This is a genomic window from Corynebacterium freneyi, from assembly GCF_030408835.1.
GTDB classification, from domain to species: Bacteria; Actinomycetota; Actinomycetes; order Mycobacteriales; family Mycobacteriaceae; genus Corynebacterium; species Corynebacterium freneyi.
On sequence record NZ_CP047357.1, the window covers coordinates 1,686,599 to 1,712,942 of the forward strand.

The 26,344-nt window shown below is 67.6% G+C and carries 18 protein-coding genes and 2 rRNA genes; 1 reads left to right on the top strand and 19 read right to left on the bottom strand.

Translation table 11 applies throughout. The features are described 5' to 3' along the window. Positions 1-14: 14 nt before the first annotated feature. Genes CFREN_RS07590 through CFREN_RS07600 form a run of 3 tightly spaced genes read right to left on the bottom strand, consistent with a single transcriptional unit; the run spans position 15 to position 6,006 of the window. Positions 15-1,739 carry an ABC transporter ATP-binding protein gene (locus CFREN_RS07590; RefSeq protein ID WP_246580206.1) on the bottom strand — a complete coding sequence of 575 codons (1,725 nt, stop codon included), beginning with the start codon at positions 1,737-1,739 and terminating at the stop codon, positions 15-17. A 17-nt stretch (positions 1,740-1,756) separates the two neighbouring features. Next, positions 1,757-3,544, bottom strand: a complete 1,788-nt coding sequence (locus tag CFREN_RS07595; protein WP_209652759.1) for an ABC transporter ATP-binding protein — start codon at positions 3,542-3,544, stop codon at positions 1,757-1,759. Then, positions 3,541-6,006 carry a thioesterase domain-containing protein gene (locus CFREN_RS07600; protein ID WP_209652757.1) on the bottom strand — a complete coding sequence of 822 codons (2,466 nt, stop codon included), beginning with the start codon at positions 6,004-6,006 and terminating at the stop codon, positions 3,541-3,543. The genes CFREN_RS07595 and CFREN_RS07600 overlap by 4 nt, the downstream gene beginning before the upstream one ends. A gap of 796 nt (positions 6,007-6,802) precedes the next feature. Between CFREN_RS07600 and CFREN_RS07605 the strand changes: the two genes are divergently transcribed. Then, on the top strand, positions 6,803-8,326 hold the full coding sequence (locus tag CFREN_RS07605) for an MFS transporter (RefSeq protein WP_209652755.1): 1,524 nt from the start codon (positions 6,803-6,805) through the stop codon (positions 8,324-8,326). Between the two features lie 95 nt (positions 8,327-8,421). On the opposite strand, the gene CFREN_RS07610 is transcribed toward CFREN_RS07605, so the two are convergent. The 16 genes from CFREN_RS07610 to CFREN_RS07685 form a co-directional block, all read right to left on the bottom strand. Further along, positions 8,422-9,249: a segregation and condensation protein A gene (locus CFREN_RS07610; protein ID WP_420889138.1), complete on the bottom strand. Its 828-nt coding sequence runs from the start codon at positions 9,247-9,249 to the stop codon at positions 8,422-8,424. Positions 9,250-9,324: 75 nt separating this feature from the next. Further along, positions 9,325-10,197, bottom strand: a complete 873-nt coding sequence (locus CFREN_RS07615) for a ParA family protein (RefSeq protein ID WP_246580207.1) — start codon at positions 10,195-10,197, stop codon at positions 9,325-9,327. A gap of 92 nt (positions 10,198-10,289) precedes the next feature. Further along, entirely contained in the window at positions 10,290-11,243 is a 954-nt protein-coding gene (locus tag CFREN_RS07620; protein ID WP_209652753.1) for a site-specific tyrosine recombinase XerD, read from the bottom strand. Then, positions 11,224-11,970, bottom strand: a complete 747-nt coding sequence (locus CFREN_RS07625) for an NUDIX domain-containing protein (protein ID WP_209652751.1) — start codon at positions 11,968-11,970, stop codon at positions 11,224-11,226. The genes CFREN_RS07620 and CFREN_RS07625 overlap by 20 nt, the downstream gene beginning before the upstream one ends. A 10-nt stretch (positions 11,971-11,980) precedes the next feature. Next, positions 11,981-12,955, bottom strand: coding sequence for a copper transporter (locus CFREN_RS07630; protein ID WP_209652749.1), 975 nt, complete (start codon positions 12,953-12,955; stop codon positions 11,981-11,983). Positions 12,956-12,969: 14 nt separating this feature from the next. Next, positions 12,970-14,154, bottom strand: a complete 1,185-nt coding sequence (steA, locus tag CFREN_RS07635; RefSeq protein ID WP_209652747.1) for a putative cytokinetic ring protein SteA — start codon at positions 14,152-14,154, stop codon at positions 12,970-12,972. 83 nt (positions 14,155-14,237) lie between these two features. Further along, a complete protein-coding gene (gene recN / locus CFREN_RS07640; protein ID WP_209652745.1) occupies positions 14,238-15,977 on the bottom strand; it encodes a DNA repair protein RecN in 1,740 nt (579 codons plus the stop codon). Positions 15,978-15,984: 7 nt separating this feature from the next. Further along, positions 15,985-16,902 (bottom strand): NAD kinase, encoded by a 918-nt coding sequence (locus tag CFREN_RS07645; protein WP_083291100.1) that lies wholly within the window; start codon positions 16,900-16,902, stop codon positions 15,985-15,987. 14 nt (positions 16,903-16,916) lie between these two features. Then, entirely contained in the window at positions 16,917-17,753 is an 837-nt protein-coding gene (locus CFREN_RS07650) for a TlyA family RNA methyltransferase (protein WP_070518961.1), read from the bottom strand. Continuing rightward, positions 17,746-18,003 carry a hypothetical protein gene (locus CFREN_RS07655; protein ID WP_209652743.1) on the bottom strand — a complete coding sequence of 86 codons (258 nt, stop codon included), beginning with the start codon at positions 18,001-18,003 and terminating at the stop codon, positions 17,746-17,748. The genes CFREN_RS07650 and CFREN_RS07655 overlap by 8 nt, the downstream gene beginning before the upstream one ends. An 8-nt stretch (positions 18,004-18,011) precedes the next feature. After that, positions 18,012-19,055 carry an HAD-IIA family hydrolase gene (locus tag CFREN_RS07660; protein WP_070518959.1) on the bottom strand — a complete coding sequence of 348 codons (1,044 nt, stop codon included), beginning with the start codon at positions 19,053-19,055 and terminating at the stop codon, positions 18,012-18,014. A 79-nt stretch (positions 19,056-19,134) separates the two neighbouring features. Beyond that, positions 19,135-20,325 carry a tetratricopeptide repeat protein gene (locus CFREN_RS07665; protein WP_209652740.1) on the bottom strand — a complete coding sequence of 397 codons (1,191 nt, stop codon included), beginning with the start codon at positions 20,323-20,325 and terminating at the stop codon, positions 19,135-19,137. A 191-nt stretch (positions 20,326-20,516) separates the two neighbouring features. Then, on the bottom strand, positions 20,517-21,461 hold the full coding sequence (locus tag CFREN_RS07670) for a ribonuclease H family protein (RefSeq protein ID WP_209652738.1): 945 nt from the start codon (positions 21,459-21,461) through the stop codon (positions 20,517-20,519). A 72-nt stretch (positions 21,462-21,533) separates the two neighbouring features. Then, entirely contained in the window at positions 21,534-22,379 is an 846-nt protein-coding gene (locus tag CFREN_RS07675; protein ID WP_209652736.1) for an Rv0361 family membrane protein, read from the bottom strand. A gap of 268 nt (positions 22,380-22,647) precedes the next feature. Continuing rightward, positions 22,648-22,764 (bottom strand): 5S ribosomal RNA (gene rrf / locus CFREN_RS07680). Positions 22,765-22,930: 166 nt separating this feature from the next. Continuing rightward, a 23S ribosomal RNA gene (locus CFREN_RS07685) occupies positions 22,931-26,011 on the bottom strand. Positions 26,012-26,344 lie beyond the last annotated feature (333 nt).

Below are 26,344 nucleotides of genomic sequence, written 5' to 3' on the forward strand. Positions count from 1 at the left end.
GACTATAGTTATGCTTAGCCTTGCCTTTCCACGCCGATGTTCCAGTGGCCGGCATCCTCGCGCAGCGACCAAAACCGCCGGTAGCGCTCATCCGACGCCGCCAATTCATCGTGGGTGCCCGACGCGGCGATGCGGCCGTCGGCAAGCAGAAGAATGCGGTCGGCGCCGCGGATCGTCTCCAGCTGGTGGGCGATCACCACGACGGTCGCGTCACGGGACAAATCGTCCAGGGCAGCGGTGACGGCACGGCGGGTCGACGGGTCCAGGGCGCTGCTCGGTTCGTCGCACAGCACCAACGGCGCCCGCCGCAGAAGCGCGCGGGCAATGGACACGCGCTGACGCTCACCGCCGGAGAGCAGCTGGCCGCCCTCCCCGACGCGCGTCCGCCAGCCATCGGGCAACCGGTCGGCGATCTCGGTGACGTGCGCGCGGCGGGCGGCGTCGAGGATCTCGTCGCGGGAGGCATCTTCCCTCCCCAGCGCGATGTTGGCCCACAGGGTGTCGTCGAAGAGGTACACGTCCTGGAAAATCATGGAAACGTGCCGGTAGAGATCTTCGGTGGCCATATCGCGCACATCGACCCCACCGATGCGCACCGCTCCCCCGTCGACGTCCCACAGGCGCGCGATGAGGCGCATGAGCGTCGTCTTGCCCGAACCCGATGCCCCCACCAGTGCCGTGGAGGAGCGGTCCCCGATGCGGGCGCTGACGCCGTCGAGGACGAGGGGGGCGTCGTCGCCGGTCCCATAGCCGAAGGTGACGTCGTCGAACTCGATGTCGGCGGTCGGCGGGAACGCGGTCGGCTGAGCCGGCTCCGGCATGGTCGGGGTCTCCAACAGCTCGCGCACATCGTCGATCTCGGCCTCGGACTGGTGCAGCGCGGTCTGCAGCGACGACACGATCCGCAACGGACCGGCCGCCAGGGTGACCAGGCCGACGAGAACCACCGCGCGAACGGGATCGGAACCGCCCGCGGCGGTCCACACCGCCAGCGCCGCGACGCAGCCCAGCACCGTCTGGATGACGAACCCCTGAAGCACCATTCCTCCCAGGGACAGCCACAGGGCGCTGCGACCGGCGGCCCGCTGCTTTTCGACGGCTCGCGTCAGCGGCGGATAGTCGTCGGCGATGCCCGCGGCGCGCAGCACCTGCTGCCTGCTCGCAAACTCCAGTAGCTGCAGGTCGGTATCGGTGCGCACCCCGCGCACTCGCTCTTCCCCGGCCGATTCCCACTTTGACGCCAACCCCGACGTCAACCACAGAACGGGGGCGGAGAGGGTCATCGCGAGGCCGATCCGCCAGTCGATGAACAGGGTGAGGATCGCAATGGTCGCCGGCATGGCGATATGGCCCACCAACGGCACCAGGACATCCATCGCCGCCGTCGCCACGAACATGGTCCCGCGCACGGCGGTGTGCGAGGCGCGGCCCTGCGCCTCGGGGCTGAACCAGCTCAGCGGCAGGTGCACCAGACGGCCGCCGAGACCCCGGTGCATCGACCGGATGATCCCGAGGGATCCGGCGACCCCGGACCAGGTGGCCACGCCGACGAGCACCGCATGGATCAGCCACACGACGGCGAGGACGATCAGAGCCCGCACCGCGTCCGACCAGTCGCCGCGGAACACCGCGGTGAGCACCGGGATGATGCACAGGACGGTGACGCCCTGGGCGATGCCGGACAGCAGCCCCCAGATCACCGAACGGATGAGGAGGATCCGGTCCGCGCCCCCGGACAAGGCAATAAGTGCGCGTATCATTCCATGTCCTTCCACATGCGGGCGTAGAGCCCGTCTTCGGTAAGAAGTTCATCGTGGGTGCCCTGCTCGACCAGCCGCCCGCCGTCCATGACCAGAATGCGGTCCGCATCCTTGACGGTCGTCAGCCGATGGGCGATGACCAGGACAGCGCGCCCGGCGGTGAGCCGGTTCAGCCCCTCCTGCACGGCGGCCTCCGATTCGGGGTCGGTCGCCGACGTCGCCTCGTCGAGCACCAGCACCGGGGTATCGGCGAGCAGGGTGCGGGCGATCGCCACACGCTGCGCCTCGCCGCCGGAAAGACGCGCGTCCTGCCCGACCACCGAGTCGTAGCCGCGCGGCAGCTCCTCGATGCGGTCGTGGATGTTGGCGGCACGGGCGGCATCGCGGACCTGGTCGTCGGTCGCGTCGGGGACGGCGAGGCGGATGTTGTCCGCGATGCTGATCGACAGCAGCTGCGGATCCTGGAACACCGTCCCCACGGTCCGGCGCATCACTTCCGGATCGATGTCGCGCACGTCCACTCCGCCGATGCGCACGGTGCCGGAGTCGGGGTCGCGGAAACGGGCGGCCAGCGCGGCCACCGTGGATTTGCCGGAACCGGATGGGCCCACCAGCGCGGTGACGCCGCCGGCGGGGATGGTGGCAGTCACCCCAACGACGGCCGGGTTGCCGGGATCATAGGCGAACGTGACATCCGCGAACTCCACCGCATTGCCGTCCGGCCGGACGGGGACGTCGGCGGCCGGCAACTCGTCGGCGTCGAGTATCTCGCAGATGCGGCGGGCCGCGTCCATCGCCTGCTCGAGCGCACGGTTGCTCGCCGCCACCGGCTGCATGGCCGCGGGCAACAGCATCGCGATGATGGTCACGACCAGCAGATCGGAGGGTCGGCTCCAGCCGGCGTGGACGAACCACAGGCCGAAGGCGACCTCGATGACGCCGGCCGTCGCGGCGGACAGGAAGACCACCGCAACCGAATGGGCGCGCATCTGCGGGCGGATCATGTCGGAGAACTCGCGGAGGAAACTCTCGGATTTTTCGGTGAACCGGCGCGACCCCTGTCCCGCCTCGCCGAAGATCTTCAAAACGGCGATGCCGTTGACGTATTCGACGATGGTCTCCGACACCCCGGCGAGCCCTTCATGGATCCTGTCCATCACCTGGGCGTTCGACCGGGGCGCCAGTGCGGCGTAGGCGACGGCGTACAGCACCGCGGGAACCACCGCCACCAGGCCCAGGCGCCAGTCCAGGATGAAACACACCACCAGGCTCGCCAAAGGAGTGCACACGCCCGCGACGAGCTCGACGATGGTGTGCGCGACGAGCTGATGCAGCGAGTCCACGTCATTTTGGATCAGCTGGCGGACGCGGCCCGATGATCGCTCGTCGAACCAGCCGAGGGGCAGCCGCGCCAGCTTCGCCGCCAACCCGAGGCGCAGACGCGCCTGCAGGTCGACGTCCGCGATGTGGGAAATCAACAGGGCGACCGCTCCGAGTGTGATCGACGACCCCAACGCGATGAGGAACAGGAAAAGCGGTCCCTTCGAGGCATCCCAGTCCGCACCGCCGCTCACCAGCCTGACCGCGAGCTCCGCCAGCGCGAGGAACTGGACCGCGGACAGCACCGAGCCGAGAATCTGCAGCACCACCGCCACCACGATCCATGGCAGAACCGGTTCGATGGTGCGCAGGGTGACCGCACCCGCCGATGCCGTGTCTTCCCTCTGCCCGGTTCTCTGCTCCTCCTGCACCCGCTCGGCCGTCGCCGCTTCAGGCGTGCTCATGGAAGAACCTCCTTCATCTGTCGTTCATCGTTTCGAGTCTTGTCGTCGACGTTCTTTTCGCCGACGGATCGGTGCCGCACCGTGCGCGATGACGCCAGCGCGATCATCCGGCAGAGCACGGCCAGGTCCTTGTGCTTGAGGTGGTGGAAGTGATCGCCGGGCACGGCGACGGGCCCGATGACCCGGGATGCCCACGCCTGCCAACCTCTCATCGCCGCCTTGGGGAGGTCGTCATCCGAAACGCCCCTAACGGTAATGATTGTCGTTTTCATGACTACCACCGGGGGCGGCGACGCCACGTAGGTTTCGATCAACCGGTAGTCCTCTTTGATGACCGGCAGCAGCAGCGCCGACATTTCCGGATCCTCCATGACCTGGGCGGTCGCATCGTCGAGGCGGCTGAGTTCATCGAGCAGGACCGCATCATCGGATTCGTGCAGGCACCCGCCGCCGGCGTGTTCCGGCGCCGCTTGCCCGCTGGCGACCAGGACGGGCAAGCGCTCACCGGGATGCCGACGGTGAATTTCCCGGAGAGTCTCCACCGCCACCGTTGCACCGAGGGAGTGCCCCGCCAACACCGCGGGCATCGTGCCCATGTCCTCGATGGCGTCGGCGACTTCGCCGGCCAGGCACTGGATCGTGCGCGGATGCGCGGCGCCGATGCGGCGGTCGCGGCCCGGGTAGGTCACGCCCAACCCGGCCACCGGCGCGCCGGCACCGGAGAAAACCCGGGCCCACTTCGCGTACTGGCGCGGGCTGCCACCCGCGTGGGGGAACACCAGAACCGACGGAAGATCCGCAGCCGCACCCGAGCCGGGCAAGGGAACCATCGTTCCGTTCACGACTTCACCTCCGGCGGATCGATGTGCGCGGAATCCCGCGAGTCGATCCGTTCCGGCGCCGGCAGTTGAGCGGAAACGTCTTGCCACCAGCGCAGCACGCACAAGCAGCGACGGTTGTGTTCCAGCATGTCGCGTGCCCGGGCACCGTCGCCGGTGAGCATGGCCGCCGCAGACCGCACGGCCTCCGGCCAAACGGCGTCGACGACGGCACCCCACGTCTCGGCTTCCGGCACCCGATCGGAGGAGCCCCATTCCCGGGCGACGTCGCCGAGCGGGTCCGTGAGCCGCCCGTCGCGCGTATGGGGACGCTGCTGCCAGCGGGGCGTGCGCGCTGATCGGAAGGTACGCCGCCCCGAGGTACAGAACGGCGAGCACGGCGGTGATCTGATCGCGGCCCTTGGGCAGCCGGATTCCCACGAAATCACCCGGTTGGACGGTGTCGGCGAGTTCATCGGCCAGCGCCAGGGCCGCCCGGTGCAACTCGGCGTAGGTGAGGGGGTCACCGTTTCCGGGATCGATGACCGCGGTGGCGTCGGGAGCCTGCTCGACTCGTTCGAGGAAAGGAGCGTGGAGCAGAGCATCGGGTGCGGCCGCAGTGCCGTTGAGGGCCCGACGGCGTGCGGCGGTGTCCCCCGCCACCCGGATGACGTCGTCGAGGGGCAGCGCAGCGAGGGCGGCGGCGTCGGTGTCGGGTGCCGCTTCGGCGAGCGAGCGCAGTGCCCCGAAGAACGCCGAAAACAGCTCCTCGCCGACGGTGCCGGCGTATGCGCCGTCCCGGACGTCGAGGGCGACCCGGACTTCGTCGGCGGTCAGCCGAAGGACCTGGAGGTCGCATAGGACCTGCGGAGTCACGGACCCGGTGTGGGCGAGGTGCCCGAATACATCGCCGACTTCGGGCGACAGCAGAACCTCTTCACTGCCGCAGGTGAGTACGACCGGGAGTATCCCCGGGTGGTCATCTCCCCTGCTCCGCGCCTGCCGCAGTTCGTCGTCCAAGTCGAGGCCGGCGCGGATGCGACGGCGAATTTCCTCCGTTGCGCCACGGGCCGCTTCGCCCAAGGTGATGCCCGGTGACGTCGCGCAGCGGGTGATCCAGGCCCTCGTACGGTCGAGGACGTCATCCGGGGTGGCTCTCTTGTCCATCCCAGGCATGACGATCGAAAGGCGTTCGGCAGGATCCCACAAACCGAGTGCATGCCGGTATATGGCGAGGAGCAATCCCGGTCGACTGGCCCCCGCAGCTTCCGCGATGCGACCGAGCCGTTCCCATTGCGGGATGCCGAGTGCGCCGGAGTGGCGGGTGACGCTCCGGCCGACGCCATCTGCCCCACCGTCATTGCCCGGGGCGGGCAACGCCGGCGGCAGCGGCAGCGCATCGGCGACGGTCGTGTCGAGTGCGTCGCCGTCAGTCTTCGTCGCATTCCTCGCGTTCTTCGCGTTTTTCGCGTTCTTCGCACGGTCTCGCTCGTATTCGCGTTCCCGTTCCGCGATGGCGCCGAAGGTCAGCCAATCCGGGGCGAGGTCTTCGTCGGCGGTGATTCGCCCGGCTCCGGCGTACGCGGCATACGCGGCGGCGAGGTCGTTGACGATCACACCCACCCCACCCAGATCGGCGGCCACGAGGGATATCGCAATGTGAATTACTTCGCCGGTTCCGACATATCCGATGTCGATCCAGCCGAGCTCCCCCGTTGCGTAATCAGCTTGCCTCAGCAAGATCTCGGAACGCTTTTCGCTGCAAATGTTATCGATGTTCACCGCAGCATTGCGGCCATTTTCCGCCAAACCATCCACATTTGGCCGATCATCGATGGATATCGTCAACGGAAGCGAATCATCGCCATTCGAACGGGAACTCCAATGAGACCCGTCGACGATGACGGACCGCATCACGGGATGCCGCTTCAACGAAGCAACCGCCCGCCGCAGCGCCTCCGGATCGAGCGGACACGACTTCGCGGTACCCGGCCGCCCCTCGCCCAACTCTCGACGGAACTCGAACAGCGCCAGACAATCGACACCCCCATAGGGCTGTCCGGGGTCACGTCCCCGGAGGTAGGAGACCTGTATGGGAGTCAGATCCCGCACGTCGCGAAGTTCCGGCACACCACCCTCCCCCTCAACGGGCGTCTCGGCACCGCTTGCGATCATCCCCTCCCCGCCTTCAGATTCCCGCCCGTTCGTCGCCACGCTCATGCAGTCTTGCTGCGACTCGTTTTCATTACGGCCAATACCCCTTGCTTACATAATAAGGGGAGGCTAGCCTATATTCCACACAGGCGCAACACCCGGATTCGCGAAAGCGCCCACCATCCGGAAAGCCAACCAACAATTCGCAGGGGCGAACTCCGCCCCACTCCGCGTTTCAATTTTCATTGCGTTCCCCATCAATACGACCATCCCGGGAAGGAAGTTCATGAGCTCCAGATGGATCACGGCCGTAGTGGCACTATCGGCCGCCATAATGACGCTGGACATGACCGTCGTCGCCATTGCGCTGCCCGACATCACCGGAGACCTATCGGCCAACCTCTCGGATGCACAGTGGATCGTCAACGGCTACGTCCTCGTCTTCGCCGCGCTCCTGCTGGGGGTCGGCGCATTGTCCGACCACATGCCCCGGCACCGCCTCTTCATCGCAGGGCACGTCATCTTCGGCCTCGCTTCGTTGCTTTGCGCGGCCGCGCCCACCACCGACTGGCTGATCTTCGGGCGCGTCGTCCAGGCGATCGGCGCCACCATGGTCTTCGCCACCTGCATGCCGATCATCGCCGACGCCCACGTGGGCGACGAGGCCGGCCGCGCCCGTGCCGTCGGCGCATTCATGGCCGCCGGTGCCGGCGCCGCAGCCCTGGGCCCCCTGTTCGGGGGCCTCGTCGTCGGCGGTGGCGGTTGGCGCTGGATCTTCGCCATCAACCTGCCCGTGAGCCTCATCGCCATCGTCGCCATGATGCTCATCCGCCGTCACTCCCCCGACACGCCCCGCAACTCCGCGAAAGTCTCGTGGTCGTCCACCGTTCTCGTCGCCACGGGACTGTTCGCCCTGAACTACGCGCTCGTGTCCGGCCCGAAGGACGGCTGGGCGTCCGCCACGGTCATCATCGCGGCCATTGCCGCAGTCGCGCTGCTCGCGGCCTTCGTCATCCTCCAGTTGCGCCTCGGCGACGACGCGCTGCTTGATCTGCGGCTGTTCAAGGTGCCCTCGTTCACCGCCGCGATGATCCTTTCGTTCACCGCGCGGCTCGTGACCTTCGGCGTTCTGCCCTACCTGGTGTTCTGGCTTTCCGGCGTGCAGGGCCGCACCGCCATTCAAGTGGGCCTCGTCTTGCTCGCCCTCGCCCTGCCGATGGTCGTGGTGGCCGCTCCGTCCTCCGCCCTGGAGAAGACCGGCAAGCTCAATCTCGTGACGGGTGCGGCCATGGTCATCACGGGCGTCGGACTGCTGTGGCTGGGCCTGATCATGGACCCGAGCCTCACCTGGAAGACCTCGATCTTCCCGCTGCTGGTGATCGGAATCGGCGCCGGCGTGGCCATGCCGCACATGATGAACCTCGCGCTCGCGGTTGCCCCGGCCGACCGTTCCGGTGCCGCCACGGGCGCCACCAACACGGCATTCCCGCTTGGCACCGCCGTCGGCGTCGCCATCTTCGGCGCGGTCCTTTCCTCCCATGTCGACAAGCTCGATTGGGCACCCGAGCAGGTTCGCGAGGCCGCATCCGAGGGGCGCCTCGACATCCTGGCGAAGGTGCTCGACGGCGCCCAGCTGCAGGACGCCATCGACATGTTCACGGCCGGTCTCTCGGTCGTCCTGCTCATGGCCGCGGGGTTCTCTGCGGTGTGCGCCGTCATCTGCTTCGCCGCCATCCGCAACCGCGATCGGATCGGGGATGGGGCCCCCGCCGACGCGGACGATGCGGAACCGGTTCATGCCCGGAGATGACGGTGCCGTGGGGCGTCAGCCAGGCCGCTGGGTTCTGTCAAAGGGGTGATGGATTCCCACCGCGGGTTCCCGGCCGGCATCGGCCAAAAGCCGCCCTACTCCCAGTTCGCCGCGGCCACCACGGCCGGGTCGACGTCGAGGCCGGTCCAGGCGACGTTGATCTCCCCCAGCGCCTCCTCCTGTTCGGTGTCGATGGCCTTGGCGCGGTAGAGCTCCAGCAGCGCCAGGAACCGGCCGACGACCTCCATCGACACCCGGCATTCCGACGTCAGCTGCGAAAACGTCAGCCACGTGCCCTCGCCGGCCAGCCGCAGCGCATCGAGGATCCGCCCGGCCTGCTCCGGGACGGACACCGCGACCTGGTGGATGTGGCCGATGCCGACCTCCTCCGGCGGCTTCGGACGCATGACGACAGCGGCAAACTCGGCGAACTGCCGGGCATCCATGTCGATCTCCACCGGCGGCAACAGCCCCTCGAACCCCGGGTCCGGCCCCGTGGCGCGCGGGTAGCGGTGCGGGGCGACGCGCGCCCAGTCGGCGAACAGATCCGCCACGCGGCTGTACGCCCGGTACTGCAGCAGACGCGCGAACAGCAGGTCGCGGGCCTCGAGCAGCGCCAGATCCTCCTCATCGTCGACGTCGCCGCGCGGCAGCAGACGGGCGGTCTTCAGATCCAACAGGGTCGCGGCGACGACCAGAAACTCGGTGATCTCATCAAGGTCACCGACCGCATCGAGGCTGCGCGTATACGCGATGAACTCATCGGTCACCGCCGCCAACGCCACCTCGGTGACGTCCATCTTCTTGCTGCCGATCAACTGCAGCAGCAAATCGAACGGCCCGGTGAAGTTGGCCAGCGCCACCCGGAACCCGGTGAGCTCCTCCTGCACCGCCCCACCCGGAAGCACCTCGGCGCCCGCCACGTCATCCGCCACGGTGCCCGCGACCCCCGGGGCGCCCGGCCCGGACGTCGGCTCGTCGGAAAGCAAAGGCGCCCCTTACCCGCCGGTGCGCTCGATGACCTCGCGCGCCAAATTGCGGTACTGCTCGGCGCCCGGGGACTTCGGGGCCCACTGCGTGATCGGCTCACCGGCCACGGACGTCTCCGGGAACCGCACCGTCCGGGTGATCACCGTGTCGAAGACGGTGTCGCCGAAGACCTCGATGAGCCGCTCCATCACCTCACGCGCATGCAGCGTGCGGCGATCGAACATGGTCACCAGAATGCCCAGCACCTCGAGATCGAAATTCAGGCGATCGCGGACCTTTTCCACCGTGTCGGTCAGCAGCGCCAGACCGCGCAACGAGAAGTACTCGCACTCCATCGGAATGATCACGCCCTGCGCGACGGTGAGCGCATTGACCGTCAGCAGTCCCAGCGACGGCTGGCAGTCGACGATGATGAAGTCGTAGTCGCGGCGCACCGGACGCAGCGCACGGCCCAACGCCTGTTCGCGGCCGACCTCGTTGACCAGCTGAATCTCCGCGGCCGACAGGTCGATGTTCGCCGGCACCAGATCCAGGCCCGGCACCGACGTGTGGTGGATGGCGTCGCGGACGTCGGCTTCGGAGTCGATGAGCAGGTTGTAGACCGTCAGATCCAGGTCCTCGTGCGGGATGCCCAGACCGGCCGACAACGCGCCCTGGGGATCCAGGTCGACGAGCAGCACCCTGCGGCCGAACTCCGCCAGCGCGGCACCCATGTTGATGGTCGACGTCGTCTTGCCGACGCCGCCCTTCTGGTTGCACATCGCCAGAATCGTCGCCGGCCCGTGGGACTCCAGCGGCTTCGGCTCCGGCAGCTCACGCAGCGGACGGCCGGTGAGGCCCACCCGCATGCCATCGTCGTCGAACAAGCCCGACTCAGCCACCGTCAACCCCTCTTCCTTGACCTATGGAGATCGGTGTAACCACCGATCAACGCCGGGAGCACACGCTCCCCTCGCGACCACTGTACCGGCGCTCACCGCGCCCGCGGGTGAGCACCCGCCCAAACCCTGCGGAGATTATCCGCGGTGACCATCGTGTAGATCTGCGTCGTGGTCACCGACGCATGCCCCAGCAACTCCTGCACGGAACGCACGTCAACGCCGCCCTCCAACAGGTGCGTGGCGAAACTGTGCCGCAACGTATGCGGCGACACCCGCCCGGCCAACCCGGCGCGCTCGGCGACCGACGCCAGGATGTTCGCCGCCGACTGCCGCGACATCCGGCGCCCCAGCGAGTTGATCAGCAACGCCGGCCCCGAATTCGCCCGCGCCCACCCGGGGCGCCCGCGCACCAGCCAGGCGTCGACGGCTTCGATGGCGGGCCCTCCGACCGGCACGATGCGCTCCTTGCCGCCCTTGCCGCGCAGCAGCACCAGCCGTTCCTCCCGGTCGAGGTCGTCGACGTCGAGTCCCGTCACCTCGCTCACCCGCGCACCGGTCGAATACAGAAGCTCGACCAAGGCCCGGTCGCGGACGTCGGCGATCTCGGCGGCATCACCGACGGGGATCGCCTCGATCAACCCGGTGACCTCGTCCACGCTCAAGGCCTTGGGCAAGGCGCTGCCGCGCTTCGGCGGTGCCACGGCCGCGGCCACGTCGACGTCGACCTCGCCCTCGCCGAGCGCGAACTTGTGCAGCCCGCGCACCGCCGACAGCGCCCGCGACACCGACGACGCCGCCATCGGCGCCTGCCCCGCATCGGCGTCGCCGCGCGACAGGTGCGCCACGAAAGCCCCGACGTCGGTCTCCGTCACCGCCCGCAGATCACCGCGGCCCAGCCCATCGAGGAAATCCAGGTACTTGGCCAGGTCCCGCCGGTACGCGCCGAGCGTGTTCGCCGACACGCCGCGTTCGACGGCCAGATGATCGAAAAACGCCTCGGCCACCCCGCGCGCCGGGCCCGCCGTCTCAGCGTCGGCCGTCGGCATCCGCATCCTGCTTCGAATCCCGCTGCGGCACCTGCTTCAGGTCCGCGTCCGGGCCGAGCGCCTCGGCCCGTCGCTCCGCGAGCCGGGTGGGGCGGATCGTAAACGGCACGTCGGCTTCACGACGGTCCCTCCCCTCCGACAAGGTCACGTGGGCGGCCAAAATGCCGGCGACGGCGATGGAGTTGGTGACCTCGCCGCGCAGGACCATATCCGCCGCCTCCGCCAGGTCGACCCAGGACTCGGTCATGTCGGCTTCCTCGTCTTCCGGAGCCGGGCGATCGACGCTGGACAGTCCCTCGGCGAGGTACACGCGCACGGACTCCTCCGCGAAACCCGGCGAGGTGTAAATGTCGGTGAGCAGTGACCACCGCTCGGCGGCCACGCCCGCCTCTTCCGCCAGCTCTCGGCGGGCGGCGACGAGCGGATCCTCCCCGGCTACGTCGAGAATGCCCGCCGGCAATTCCACCAGGCGTTCCCCCGCCGACTGCCGCCACTGCTGCAGCAGGCAAATGCGGCCGGCGCCGTCGCGCGCCACCACCGCCACCGCGCCGAAATGCTCCACGATTTCGCGGGCGGCGACGCGGCCGCCCGGCATGCGCACCTGATCCCGCCGCAGAGCGATGATCGGCGCCTCTACGAGGATCTCGGAATCGACGACGTCGAAGGAATGGGAACCGGCGGACGACGCCGCCCGGGCCCCGGAGGGGGAATCGGCCGTGGATGTCATGACTACTTGCCTACTCCGGTTCGGCGGTTTCCGCAGGCTCTTCCGCGGGCTGGTCGGCGGGCGCTTCCGCGGGCTCCCCGGCGGGTGCTTCCCCGGCCGAGGCGGCACCGGCGCCCTTGCGCTCGACGATCGCGCGCACCACGCCCACGCGGCCGGCGGCGTCGCCGATGGCGGGCTGGGTGGCCACCGAACCGGCGGCGTCGGACGACTCCAACACTTCGATGACGCCACCGTCGCGGGCTGCCTCGGGATCCCCGGCGACGACGACCGTGCCGTCGGCCGACAGCGCCTCGGCGAAATCGGCGAGGATGCGCGATCCCGCGGCCGCATCCTCCCCTTCGCCGGTGCCCGCCCCGGTCACGACGACGATCGCCGCAGTCGGACGCATCGTCCCGTCCTCGTACTCGATGAAGCCCGCGTCACGCAGCGACCCCAACAGCAGACGACGGTCGGCGACGCTGGCGCGCTCGCCGGCGTCCTCGCCGAGCAGCAGCACCGGCGACAGCGCCTGACCCGCCTGGAAACCAGGGTCACGGCGATCGACGTCGAGCGTCGTTCCCGCCGGCAACGCGCTGGTGGCGACGTCCTTGAGCTCATCGGCGCCCTCGGCGGACAGGAACTTCGACGTCACGCCCAGCCGCGTCACCTCCGGCGCACCCGCATCCCCCAGCAGCGCCTCCATCGCGTCCACCGCCGCCGCATCCGCATCCGGGGTGGTCACGAGCAACACGGGAACGTCGGAAAGCGAACCGTCGACGACCTGGGCGGCGACATCCTCGACTACGGCGTTGGCCGCATCGGCGCGGACGTTCGCGGCGTCACGTTCGACGATGGCGGCGTCGCGTTCCTCGGCGGCCTGCCCGCCGCCCCACTCGATGCCGCCCTCCGGCGCCAGCACGTAGGCGCCCAGCGCCGACCCCGCCGCAACGCCCAGCGCCGCCCCCGCGACGCCGACGCTCCACGCACCCGACCGCTTCTTCGCCATCGTCTACTCCCGCCCTACTTGAACAGGCCCTGGAACCACAGGGCGATGGAATTCCACGTGTCGATGAGGTTCTCGCTCACCGACCCGTCGCCGGCGGTGCCCGCGATGGCGATGATGACCGCCAGCGCCACGATGATCGCCAGCAGAGCCCACATGATGCGCAGGCCACCGCCCTCGACGCGGTACAGGTCCGCGACGACGTCGCCGTTGACCAGCTTGTCGCCCGCCTTCAGACGGCTGAGCAGGGCCGACGGCAGCGACTGCTGATCGGCCCCGGCGTAGACGTCACCCTGGTCCAGCGACGAACCGGCGGTGACGATCATCGACGCGCCGTGGTGGTCGGCCAGCACCAGCGCCAGGTCGGTGGCAGAATCCGACAGCGCCGGGAAGGTCATCGCGCCGATGCCCAGGTCCTGGATGTGCTCCAGGCCGTGGGCGTGGCCGTCGGGGTCGGCCGGGAGGATGACGCGGGCGCCCGAACGCAGCGTGTCCGCCTCGATTCCCGCCGGGTCGCCGATGATGAGGTCCGGCTCGTACCCCTGCACCACCAGCGTGTCCGCGCCGGCGTCGACGCCGATGAGCACCGGGTCGAACTCGCCGATGAAGCCCTTCAGGTTCTTCAGAGTCCGTTCGTGGCCCTCGCCGCCGCTGACGATGAGCACCTTGCGGCCGTCGAGCTTCGTCTCGACCTCCGGGATGCCCAGGCCGTCGACGTACAGCGGGGCCTCGGTGGCGGCGAACTCGACGAAGTTGCCGGAAAACGCCTCGAGTCGGTCGACCATGCCCGTCCGGGCCTCGTCGAAGTCGGCGGAGATCTTGTCCATCGTGACCTCGTCGCCGGCGGCCACGCGCCGGTCGCCGAGGTACAGCTTGCCCTCGTACAGGCGGTGGGGCTTGCCGTCGCGCAGCTTGGACGACTCCGCCAGTTCGACGTTTTCGACGAGAACCACGTCGGCATCGAGAAGCATCTGCGGTCCGAAGTTGGGCACGGCGCCGGTGGTGAACGCACCGGTGTTGAGGACGGCCTTCGCCTTGGAATCGATGATCCGCTGGGCGAGGACCCGAGTGATGTCGGGCGCGTCGATGACGATGATGTCGCCGTCGGCGAGCTTGTTCAGCGCGCGGTCGGAGCGCAGGCAATCGCGGACGGTGCCGGTGATGCCCGGTTCGTCGGCGGTCTTCTTCGAGAACAGACTCATGGGCCACAGTGTGCCGCCGGGCGGGCCGCGTTCGGTGGAGGCGCGCCGCAACGAGGTGCAGTCGGCCTCCGCACGGGTGCGGTCTACCGGGGCTTCTTGTCGCTCTGGGCCTTCTCCAGCAGATCGGTGGCGTGGGCGCGGCCGGACTCGGTGCCGTCGAGGCCGGCCATCATCCGGGCGAGTTCCTCCACGCGCCGCTCCCGGTCCAGGGCGGCGACCCCGGAGACCACTCCGTCCTCGGCGACGTCCTTGGCCACGTGCAGGTGAGTGTCGGCGTAGGCCGCGACCTGCGGCAAGTGCGTGACGACGATGACCTGGTTGTGTTCTGCCAACCGCGCCAGGCGACGGCCGATTTCCACCGCGGCCCGTCCGCCGACGCCGGCGTCGACTTCGTCGAAGACCAGGGTGCGGCCACCGTCGCCCTCGGCGAGGACGACTTCCAGGGCCAGCATGACGCGGGAGAGTTCGCCGCCCGACGCGCTGCCGGCCAGCGGGCGGGGTTCGGCCCCCTTGTGCGCCGACAGCAGGAAGGAAACGTCGTCGGCGCCGGACGGCCCGAAGGAACCGGCCTCGGAAACCTCCACGACCAGGGACGTCATCGGCATGGCCAGGCCCTTGAGTTCCGCGGTGACCCGTTCGCCCAATTCGGCGGCCAGCGTCGTGCGGATCGTCGTCAGCTTCTTCGCCGCCGCGCGGACCTTCTTCTCCAGCGCGGCGACGTCGGCGGCGAGCTTGTCCAGCGCCTCGCCGGAGACGTCGAGCGTGCCGAGCTTGCGCCGCGCCTTGTCCCGCCAGGCCAGCACGCCGTCGATGTCCGGGGCGTACTTGCGGGTCAGGTTCCGGATCTCCGCCTGCCGGGCCAGCAGTCCGTCCAGCGACTCGGTCTCCTCCGGCAACGACTCGAGGTAGGTGCCCAGACCCGCGGAGACGTCGGTCAGGCCACTGGTGATCTCGCCGAGACGTTCGGCCAGGTCCGTCAGCTCGGAATCGCCGGAGCCCGCCAACGCGTGCTGCGCCCGGCCCAGCAAATCGGCCGCGCCCTCTTCATCGTCGGCGGCGGCACCGGCGGCCGCCCCGATGGCGCCGGGGCCGTCGATGGCCGCCCACGCCACGGTCGCCGCCTCGCGCAGACCGTCGAGATCCTGCATGCGGCGGATGGTCTCGGTCAGCTCCACGTCCTCGCCCGGCTCCGGGTCGACCGCGTCGATTTCCTCCAGCGCGAACGTCAGCTGGTCGGCGCGCATCGCCATTTCGCGGCGCTTCGACGTGCGCTCCTCCAAATCCTTCGCCGCCGCACGCCACTGGCCGCGCACCTCGCGGTAGGCCTCGAGCAGCGGCGCCACCCGATCCCCGCCGAGCCGGTCGAGGGCCGCGATCTGCTCCCCGCCGCCGAGCAAGCGCAGCTGGTCGTTCTGGCCGTGAATGGCCAGCACCGCACCGGCGATGTCGGCCAACGACGCCGCCGGGGTGCCCCGGCCGCCGATCCACGCGCGCGAACGCCCCTTCGCCGACACCTGACGCGCCAGCAGGATCTCGTCGTTTTCGTCCCTTTCGCCCCCGCAATCGTCGAGGATCCGGTCGACGTCGTCGGCAAGCGGACCCGCGAGGTCCGCCGTGGACACCCTGCCCTCGACGACGGCCTTGTCCGCCCCCGTGCGCACGCGACCGGCGTCGGCGCGGCCGCCCGACAGCAGACGCAGGCCCGTGACCACCATGGTCTTGCCCGCGCCCGTCTCGCCCGTGAGCACCGTCAGCCCCGGGCTGAACTCCACGGTCGATTCGGGGATGACGCCGAGGTCGCGGATGGTCAGCTCCGTCAGCATCGTCGAATCACCGCCTCGGGCCCCGCCATCCCGTCACCGGCAGGCGGAACTTGTGCACCAGCCGATCCGTGAACGGCGCCGAATCCAGGCGGACCCACTTCACCGCCTGCTCGCCGCGGGTGATTTCGATGCGGCTGCCCGCCGGCATCGGAATCGGCCGGAACCCGTCGAGCACCGCCTGCGCGGCGCTGGTCTGCGGATTCGTCTCCACCGCCACCGTCGAATGCGGCGACACCACCATCGGCCGGTCGAACAGGGCGTGGGCGTTGTTGGGCACCACCAGGATCGCGTCGAGCTCCGGCCACAGCACCGGGCCGCCCGCCGAAAAGGCGTACGCCGTCGAGCCGGTCGGCGTGGAAATGAGCACGCCGTCGCAGCCGTAGGAGCTCACCGGGCGCTGATCGACCTCCAGCACGACGTCGAGGACGCCGCGGCGATTGAGGTTTTCGATGCTGACCTCGTTGAGCGCCCAGCCCGTGCCGATGACCCGGCCATCGTTGTCGCGGACCGTCGCCGTCACCGTCATCCGGTCCTCGACGCGCCAGCTGCGGTCGATGACCCGCTGAATCGCCTCGGTCATCGACTCCTGCTCCCACTCGGCCAGGAAGCCGACGTGGCCCATGTTGATGCCCAGCACCGGCAGATCCATCGAATGGGCGATGTCCGCCGCCCGCAGGAACGTGCCGTCGCCGCCGAGCACGAGCACCAGCTCGCACCCCGACGCGGCCTGCGGCGAATGTCCGAACCGCGGGTACCGGCCCAGCACCGGGTGACGCAGCAGCGTCGCCGGATCATCGCCGGCCAAAACGCGCACGCCGATGCCGGCGCGGTCGAGCAGCTCCGCCGCTTCGGCGGCCATCTCCAGGTTGGAGCTGCGCCCCGAATGCGGCACCAGCAGCACCTGGCGGTCCCGGTCCTCCGTCATCGCGGACCTTTCCGTCATCGGGGCCCCTCCTCCACGGCGCGATCGATCATCTCATCCAGCTTTTCATCATCCACGTCGGATGCGCCACCATCCTTGACCAGCCACAGGAAATACTCCACGTTGCCGGACGGGCCGGGCAGCGGGCTGGCGACGACGCCGCGCACCGACAGCCCCAGCGTCCGTCCGAAGCGGGCGACGTCGCCGACGACTTCCTTGCGCAGCTGCGGGCTGCGGACCACGCCGCCGGAGCCGAGGCGATCCTTGCCCACCTCGAACTGCGGTTTGACCATCGGCAGCAGGTCCGCCCCGTCGACCAGGCTGTCGACCAGCGCCGGCAGCGTCAACCGCAGGGAAATGAAGGACAGGTCGCCGACCATGACGTCGGCCGCACCGCCGATCATGTCCGCGGTGAGGGTACGCACGTTCGTCCGGTCGAGGACCGTGACGCGGGCGTCGTCGCGAAGCCTCCAGATCAGCTGCCCGTAGCCGACGTCGACGGCGATGACTTCGGCGGCGTCGCGGCGCAGGCACACGTCGGTGAAGCCTCCGGTCGACGCGCCGGCGTCGATGACGCGACGCCCCGCCAAGCTCAGCCCCTCCGGTTCGAACGCGGCGAGCGCACCGAGCAACTTGTGGGCGCCGCGCGAGGCCCAGTTGGCGTCGTCGGCGTCCTCGCTCACCCGGATGGAAATGTCCCCGGTGACCGCCGTGGCCGGCTTCGTCGCCGCCATTCCGTTGACCGTGACGCGCCCGTCCTTGATCAGCTCGACGGCATGCTCCCTCGACCGCGCGATCTTGCGGCGCACCAGCTCCGCGTCCAGCCGGCGTTTCGGGGTCGATCCCTTAGCCACGCGACGCCCCTTCCCCGCCCAGCGCCTCCTGCAGCAGGGCGTGCGCACGTTCCAGGTGCGCGGCGCGGTCGGCCGGGGTCGGCGCGGGCGCGTCGAGGGCTTCCCGTACGTGACGACGAAGCCGGTCCGGGTCGACCGCCCCGCCGGCCAGAGCGGCGGCGGCGTCGTTGGGCGTGGGGCCCGGCCGGGGACCCGAAGAGCCGGGGCCGGGCACGGGGCCGGGCTTCGGGGTCTGTCCGGAAACGGCCATCTCCTCCATCACCGCCACGCGGCGACGGCAGCGGCGGCCGCATCCGAGGTGGTGCGCACCCCGGTGACCGGAGCGGTCGACGGCGCACCGTCGACGTCGAACCAGGCGACCGAAGCGGCGGTGAGCAGCGCGGCGACCGCGGCCTGAGCAGGATTGTCCAGACGGGCATCCGAGGCGTCGCCGCCGCCGATGACGATGACGCCCGGGTCCTCCGGATCGCGCTCGGCGGTGAAACCGGCCTGCGGACGCGGTTCGGCGTGCTCCGCCGGGGCGACCAGGGCGCCCATGTCGGCGCCGATGACGGTCGGCCGTTCCTCCGGGATCGCCGACAGCGTTTCGTGGTGGCCGGAAATGCCGGTGACGGTCATCAGGGTGTCGTAGCCCGCGGCGTTGCCGCCGGCGATGTCGGTGTTCAGGCGGTCGCCGATGACGATCGGCCGCTGCGACCCCAGGCGGGCCGCACCACGGTGGAACATCGGCGGCTGCGGCTTGCCCGCGCTGCGCGGCTCGACGCCGGTGGCCGACACCACGGCCGCGACCATCGACCCGTTGCCCACCAACAGGCCGCGCTCCATCGGCAGGGTGGTGTCCAGGTTCGACGCCAGGTAGGTGGCGCCGCGTGCGATGGCGAGCGCGGCCTCCGACAACATCGCCCAGTTGGTGTCGGGGTTGTGCCCCTGGAACACCGCCGCCGGCTCGTCGTCGGCGGAGTCGACCAGCTCGTAGCCGGCCTCGGTCGCCAGGTCGCGGAACGACTGCGCGCCCAGCACCAGCACCTTCGAACCCTCCGGGATGATTCCCCCGGCCATTTCGATGGCGGCCTGCGCCGAGGTCATGACGTCATCGCCGGTGCAGTCGTACCCGAGGGAACGCAGCTGCTCGGCGACGGTTTCCGGGGAGCGCGAGGCGTTGTTCGTGACGAACAGCATCGGCAGTCCGGCCTCCGTCAACGCCTCGAGGGCTCCGGGGACGGGGCGGCCGCCCTCGTAGATCGTGCCGTCGAGATCGAGCAGGGCGGCGTCGTAACGTCCGGCAAGCAATTCGGTGCTCATGGGAAAACCTCGGTCCAATCCAAGTGGGTTCGGTTCTGGGTGGGTTCGGTGCTGGTCTGCGTCGGTCACTTTCCCGGTTCTACAGCTCGGCCACGCGTTCGCGGGAGTCGAGGAGCTCGTCCGGGTCGAGCTCGGCCGAACGGTTGAACCACTCGCGGGCCTCGTCGGTGCGGCCGGCCTCCGCCAACGCATCGGCGTAGGCGTAGAACAGGCGAGCGCCCTCGAAGTCCTTGCGGTTCGGATCCAGGTTCTGCGCCTCGAGCTCGATGATCGCCGAATCCAGATCACCCATGTCACGGCGCGCCCCGGCGACCACGATGGCCAACTCGGTGCGCGAGTCGTCGTCAAGCAAACGAACCTCGTCGGTCCGGCTCAGCTCGATGGCCTTCTCCGGACGGCCCAGGCCACGCTCGCAGTCGGCCATGACCGCCAGCAGACCCGCGCCACCGGAAATGCGGCGTGCGGCGCGCAGCTCCGCCAACGCCTCCTTCCACTCGCCGGCGTGGTACGCGGCGACGCCATTGGTCTCGCGGACGACGCCGACCCGACCGGCCCGGTCCTTCGCCGCGCGGGCATGGCGCAACGCCAGCTTCGGGTCATCGGCCATGAGCGTCGCGGCCATGATCATGTGGCGGGCGACGGTGTCGGCGTTGTCCTTGGCCAGGCTCTTCAGATCCTGACGCACCGACGGGTCGAGCTCGTCGGCCTTGACGTCATCGGGAATCGACGGCTCGTTCTGGCGCGCGACGATGCGCTCCTCGCGGAAACCCGGACGCTGCGGGCCGGTGCGCGGCGCACGCTTCTGATCCGGCTGGAAACGACCGCCCCGGTTGGAACGGCGGCGCGGGCCGCCCTGTCCGCCATGGCCACCCGGGCCACCGCGACGGGCATCCCGACGGTCGCCGCGCGGGCCACCGCCACGACGCTCCCCCTGGCGGTCGTCCCGGCGATCATCGCGGCGCCACTCCCGGCGGTCGCCGCGCTCGCCGCGGTAGTCGCGGTTGTCCCGGTTGTCGCGGTCGTTGCGACGGTCATCGCGACGCTGCCCGCCCCGATCGTCGCGACGCTCATCGCGGCCGTCGCGGTTGTCCCACCGCCGGCCGCCCTGACCGCCGTGCCCCGGACGCCCGCCGCGGCCACCCTGGCCCCGGCCTCCCTGACCACGCCCGCCCGGGCGGCCACCGCCGCGGCCGCCGCGGAAACCACCGGGGCGGCCGCCCTGGCCTCCGCGGCGCTCACCGTCGGGACGCGAACCTTCGTTCTCGGCCATGTTGCAGGAAGCTCCTCACGCGATTGCCGCTTTCGCGCCACGGCGTCGCCCGGTCGGGGCGATCCACCGCGCGAAAGCGGATGAAAGTCGAACATTGACGAATCAAGCGGCGCTTCACCATGCGAAGAGGGGCCCATGCCCCGGCACCGCGTTCAACGGCCCAGGCTACCAGCCGCGGCCGCGCGCACCCCTCACGCGTGGACCGAAAGATGGTGCGCCACGAGCACCGGGTCGCCGGAGATGTCCCACGTCGACGTCGCCGTCCACCCGCCGCCGCGCGTCACCGCCACTCCGGTGGCGCCGACGACCGTGATCTCCGGCCGCTGCGAGGCGAAATCCGCCGGAAACGCCGCGTCCATCTCGGACGGCACGATCACTGCGCGCTTGGTCAAAAAGGCCAGTCGAGCCTCGTCGCCGTCGCGGGCCCTTCCGGCCGCGCGCACGAGCGTCCCCTGTGCGGTGCGAACCGCCGTCATGGCTTCTGCTGCCGGGTCGGCGGCGACGTCGAAAAGCCCGGCCTGCCCCGCATCCGAGGCGGCCTTGCCCGCACCGCCCGTGCCGGAGCCACCGCGGGCCGTGCGTGACGACGACTCCGTGGACGCGGCCCGCCCTTCCTTCCCGGAAGCGGCCGCAGGCCCGCCGGCCATGATCAGCTCCGCACTCGTCGTGGCCCCCGGGAACCCCGGACCCTCGTTGACCGGCTCACCGGCCTGGAAGGACGTCGCCGCGGCGCGCGCACGCTCATCGGCGGCTTCGTTCATCTCGTGGCCGGCGTGCCCCTTCACCCACTCGAAATGGACGACGCGGCCCTGCATCAGCTCATCGATGACGGACAGAATGTCCACGTTGAGCACGGGCTTTCCATCCCGCTTCTTCCAGCCCTTGCGCTTCCACCCCGGCATCCACTTGGTCACCGAGTTGATCACGTACTGCGAATCGCACAGGATTCGAAGTTCTTCATCGGCGCGGTGCGACGTCGACGCGAGCAAGTCCGCCACGGCCATCAACTCGCCGCGGTTGTTCGTGCTCTTCTTCCACCCGCCCGCGGCCCACGTGTCGTCGTCGATGTACCAGGACCAGCCGGCCGGACCCGGATTACCAAGGGCCGAACCGTCGGCAGCGGCGATGATAGTCATGGCTGCCGATTGTAACGACGCCCACCGGCCCGGATGTCACCGAGGCCCGCGGGCGTCGTCACCGGCGAACAATCACCAGACGTCGTAGTCGTCGAGAATGCTCGAGAAGTCGTCGAACATGTCCGAGAAGTCGCCGAAGTCATCGAAGATGTCGGACATGTCGCCGAAATCATCAAAGGCCGAGAAGTCAATGTCCGGATCGCAGATCTTCCACTCGCCGTCTTCCTTCGCCATCTTCAAAGCGGACGAACCGGAACCGATCTCCGCGGCCGTACGGTCATCGTTGGTGAAGGTCACGTCGTCGGGCTCGTAGCTCTCCGCCTCGAGCTCCGAAGCAATGAACTCATCGCCGAACGCACCGAACGAATCCTGGAACTTCTGGATGTTCTCGTCATCGGCGCGGTAGGCCGTGCACATCAGCGCATTCCATTCGACGAGATTGTCCGACTCGAGGATCGTATTCGCGGAATCGTTGGCGGCCTCGGCGACGGCCTTCTTTTCCGCCCGTTCGGAGCCCCCCAGGAAGAAGAAGGCGACCACACCGATGATGGCGATCAGTGCCACGGCGCCGACGCCGCCGAGGATCCACGGGGTCTTGGAGCCCGAAGATCCGGATCCCGAACCGCCGGGCGTACCGCCGGCGGCACCCTGCGGGGCACCGTATCCGCCGCCGGCGCCGAATCCGGACTGCATCCCCTGATCCCACTGCGGGGACTGACCGCCGCCCCAGGACTGACCGCCGTTGCCGGCGCCGCCGGCCTGGTTGCCCTGTCCGCCACCGCCGTAACCATAGGGGTTCTGACCGCCGCCACCGGGCTGCCCGGACTGTCCACCACCGGGCTGGCCATAGGGGCCGGATTGCCCGAAGGATCCACCCTGCCCGTAGGGGCCACCCTGCCCGAAACCGGAGTTATTCATTACCTCTCCCAAAGTATGCGTACAACGGCTACAGCCTACAGGCAGCGACTGCAGGTGGCGTACCGAACCAACGGTGGGCGCCCACGTACCCGAAAAACGCCCCAGTCCCGCCGTCCCCTGCAACCACGTGGTGCGTGGTCCCCGCCAACCCCCAAAAAAGGACCGGCAGCAACCACACCCCACACAATAAAAAAAGAGGGAGTCTCCCCCGCCACCACCAACCCCACGGGCAGGCGACAACGAAGGAAACTCCCTCACACAAGTTATTGGCCGGCAGTGACCTACTCTCCCACACCCTCCCAGGTGCAGTACCATCGGCGCAGGTGGGCTTAGCTTCCGGGTTCGGAATGGGACCGGGCGTGACCCCACCGCTATAACCACCGACACGATCTACGGGAACACACCAACCACACACCAACCACCACACACACGGGTGGCCGGCAAGGGTCGGGGGTGCTGTCCCAGACGCTGGATAGTGGACGCGAACCAAAACTCTTGGTCCTTCTCGTTACGTAGAAAATGTCAACCGCACACCCCACAACAATGGGATGCGTGTGTTGTTGTTTGGTCTATTAGTACCGGTCACCTCAACACGTCACCATGCTCACAGTTCCGGCCTATCAACCCCGTCATCTACAGGGGACCTCAAACGAAACCTGATCTTGGAACAGGCTTCCCGCTTAGATGCTTTCAGCGGTTATCCCTTCCGTACGTAGCCAACCAGCAATGCTCCTGGCGAAACAACTGGCACACCAGAGGTACGTCCGTCCCGGTCCTCTCGTACTAGGGACAGCCTTCCTCAAGTTTCTACGCGCGCGGCGGATAGAGACCGAACTGTCTCACGACGTTCTAAACCCAGCTCGCGTGCCGCTTTAATGGGCGAACAGCCCAACCCTTGGGACCTACTCCAGCCCCAGGATGCGACGAGCCGACATCGAGGTGCCAAACCATCCCGTCGATATGGACTCTTGGGGAAGATCAGCCTGTTATCCCCGGGGTACCTTTTATCCGTTGAGCGACACCGCTTCCACAAGCCGGTGCCGGATCACTAGTCCCTACTTTCGTACCTGCTCGACCTGTCAGTCTCACAGTCAAGCTCCCTTGTGCACTTACACTCAACACCTGATTGCCAACCAGGCTGAGGGAACCTTTGGGCGCCTCCGTTACTCTTTGGGAGGCAACCGCCCCAGTTAAACTACCCACCAGGCACTGTCCCCAACCCGGATCACGGGCCAAGGTTAGATATCCAATACGATCAGAGTGGTATTTCAACAACGACTCCACCCCAACTGGCGTTGAGGTTTCACAGTCTCCCACCTATCCTACACAAACCGAACCGAACACCAATACCAAGCTATAGTGAAGGTCCCGGGGTCTTTTCGTCCTGCCGCGCGTAACGAGCATCTTTACTCGTACTGCAATTTCGCCGGGTCTGTGGTTGAGACAGCAGGGAAGTCGTTACGCCATTCGTGCAGGTCGGAACTTACCCGACAAGGAATTTCGCTACCTTAGGATGGTTATAGTTACCACCGCCGTTTACTGGGGCTTAAATTCTCCGCTTCGACCCACAAAGGATCTAACAGGTCCTCTTAACCTTCCAGCACCGGGCAGGCGTCAGTCCGTATACATCGACTTACCCGTCTTCGCACGGACCTGTGTTTTTAGTAAACAGTCGCTTCCCTCTATTCTCTGCGGCCACGCAACGCCGTCCGCCGCAACGGGCATAGACATCACGCGGCCCCCCTTCTCCCGAAGTTACGGGGGCATTTTGCCGAGTTCCTTAACCACAGTTCACCCGATCGCCTTAGTATTCTCTACCTGACCACCTGTGTCGGTTTGGGGTACGGGCCGCACAACCACTCGCTAGAGGCTTTTCTCGGCAGCATAGGATCACCAACTTCCCCACAACGGGTACGCATCACGTCTCACCACTATCGCAGCCCGGATTTACCTGGACTGCCGGCTACACGCTTACACCACCATCCATCAGGTGGCACGGCTACCTTCCTGCGTCACCCCATCACTTGGCTACTACCAGATCAGGTCCCCTGCATCCACAACCAGACACCACCCGAAGGTGATGAAAGGACGCTTCAGGAGGGTTAGTATCACTGATTCACCATGGGCGCGATTGCGCGGGTACGGGAATATCAACCCGTTGTCCATCGACTACGCCTGTCGGCCTCGCCTTAGGTCCCGACTCACCCTGGGAGGATTAACCTGGCCCAGGAACCCTTGGTCATCCGGCGGAGGAGGTTTCCACTCCTCATTCGCTACTCATGCCTGCATTCTCACTCGCGTCCACTCCACCACAGGTCACCCCGCAGCTTCACAGCCGAACACGACGCTCCCCTACCCAGCAACAAAAAAGTCACTGCCGCGGCTTCGGCGGTATGCTTGAGCCCCACTACATTGTCGGCGCAGGACCACTCGACCAGTGAGCTATTACGCACTCTTTCAAGGATGGCTGCTTCTAAGCCAACCTCCTGGTTGTCTTCGCGATCCCACATCCTTTTCCACTTAGCATACCCTTAGGGGCCTTAGCCGGCGATCTGGGCTGTTTCCCTCTCGACTACGAAGCTTATCCCCCGCAGTCTCACTGCCGTGCTCTCACCTCACCGGCATTCGGAGTTTGGCTGATGTCGCTAAGATGATAGTCCCGCTAAACCAACCAGTAGCTCTACCTCCAGGAGGAAACACACGACGCTGCACCTAAATGCATTTCGGGGAGAACCAGCTATCACGGAGTTTGATTGGCCTTTCACCCCTACCCACAACTCATCCCCTCAGTTTTCAACCTAAGTGGGTTCGCGCCTCCACAGAGTCTTACCTCTGCTTCACACTGGCCATGGGTAGATCACCCCGCTTCGGGTCCAGGACACGCCACTGACAACACACTAGTTAGTATTCGCTTTCGCTACGGCTACCCCACACGGGTTAACCTCGCGACGTGCCGCTGACTCGCAGGCTCATTCTTCAAAAGGCACGCCATCACCCCACAAGGAGGCTCTGACGGATTGTAAGCACACGGTTTCAGGTACTATTTCACTCCCCTCCCGGGGTACTTTTCACCATTCCCTCACGGTACTATCCGCTATCGGTCACAGAAGGTATTCAGGCTTACCGGGTGGTCCCGGCAGATTCACAGCAGATTCCACGAGCCCGCTGCTACTCGGGGACAAACGCAACCAACAGACCATGGCTTTCACGTACCGGGCTCTCACCGTCTACGGCAGGCGATTCCACGCACTTTCCGCTAACCACAACCAATGCTGGCGCACAGCTGGCAGACCATGCACACGTAAACCCCACAACACCACACACGCAACCCCTGCCAGGTATCACACGCATGCGGTTTAGCCTCATCCGCGTTCGCTCGCCACTACTAACGGAATCACAATTGTTTTCTCTTCCTACGGGTACTGAGATGTTTCACTTCCCCGCGTAACCACCAACCAGACTATGAATTCATCTGACGGCGACCGCCCACAACGACGGCCAGGTTTCCCCATTCGGACACCCTCGGATCAACGCTTAGTTGGCAGCTCCCCGAGGCATTTCGCAGCCTCTCACGTCCTTCATCGGCCTCCTGATGCCAAGGCATCCACCGTGTGCCCTTACAACACAACACACAAACGACCAAACAGAATAAACTGTTATGGAACAAATCTACAGAAAAATCAAGATGCTCGCGTCCACTATCCAGTTCTCACACAACACCACCAGAAACCCACACAACCACACCAACTGCGGCCAGCAGGCAACCAGCGCCCCAAGGAAAAACAAACCACCAACCCCACACACCAACCACCAGGTTGACGCACAAGGCAGCAGACGGTGTCTTCCCAGACACCCGACAGCGCACCGACATACCCTTGCAAACACTTTGTGTCAAAGACCGCACCATGCGGCCGGCAAGCGTCCACCCAAAAAACGCGACCCCCACCAGCGTCCACAGGACAACC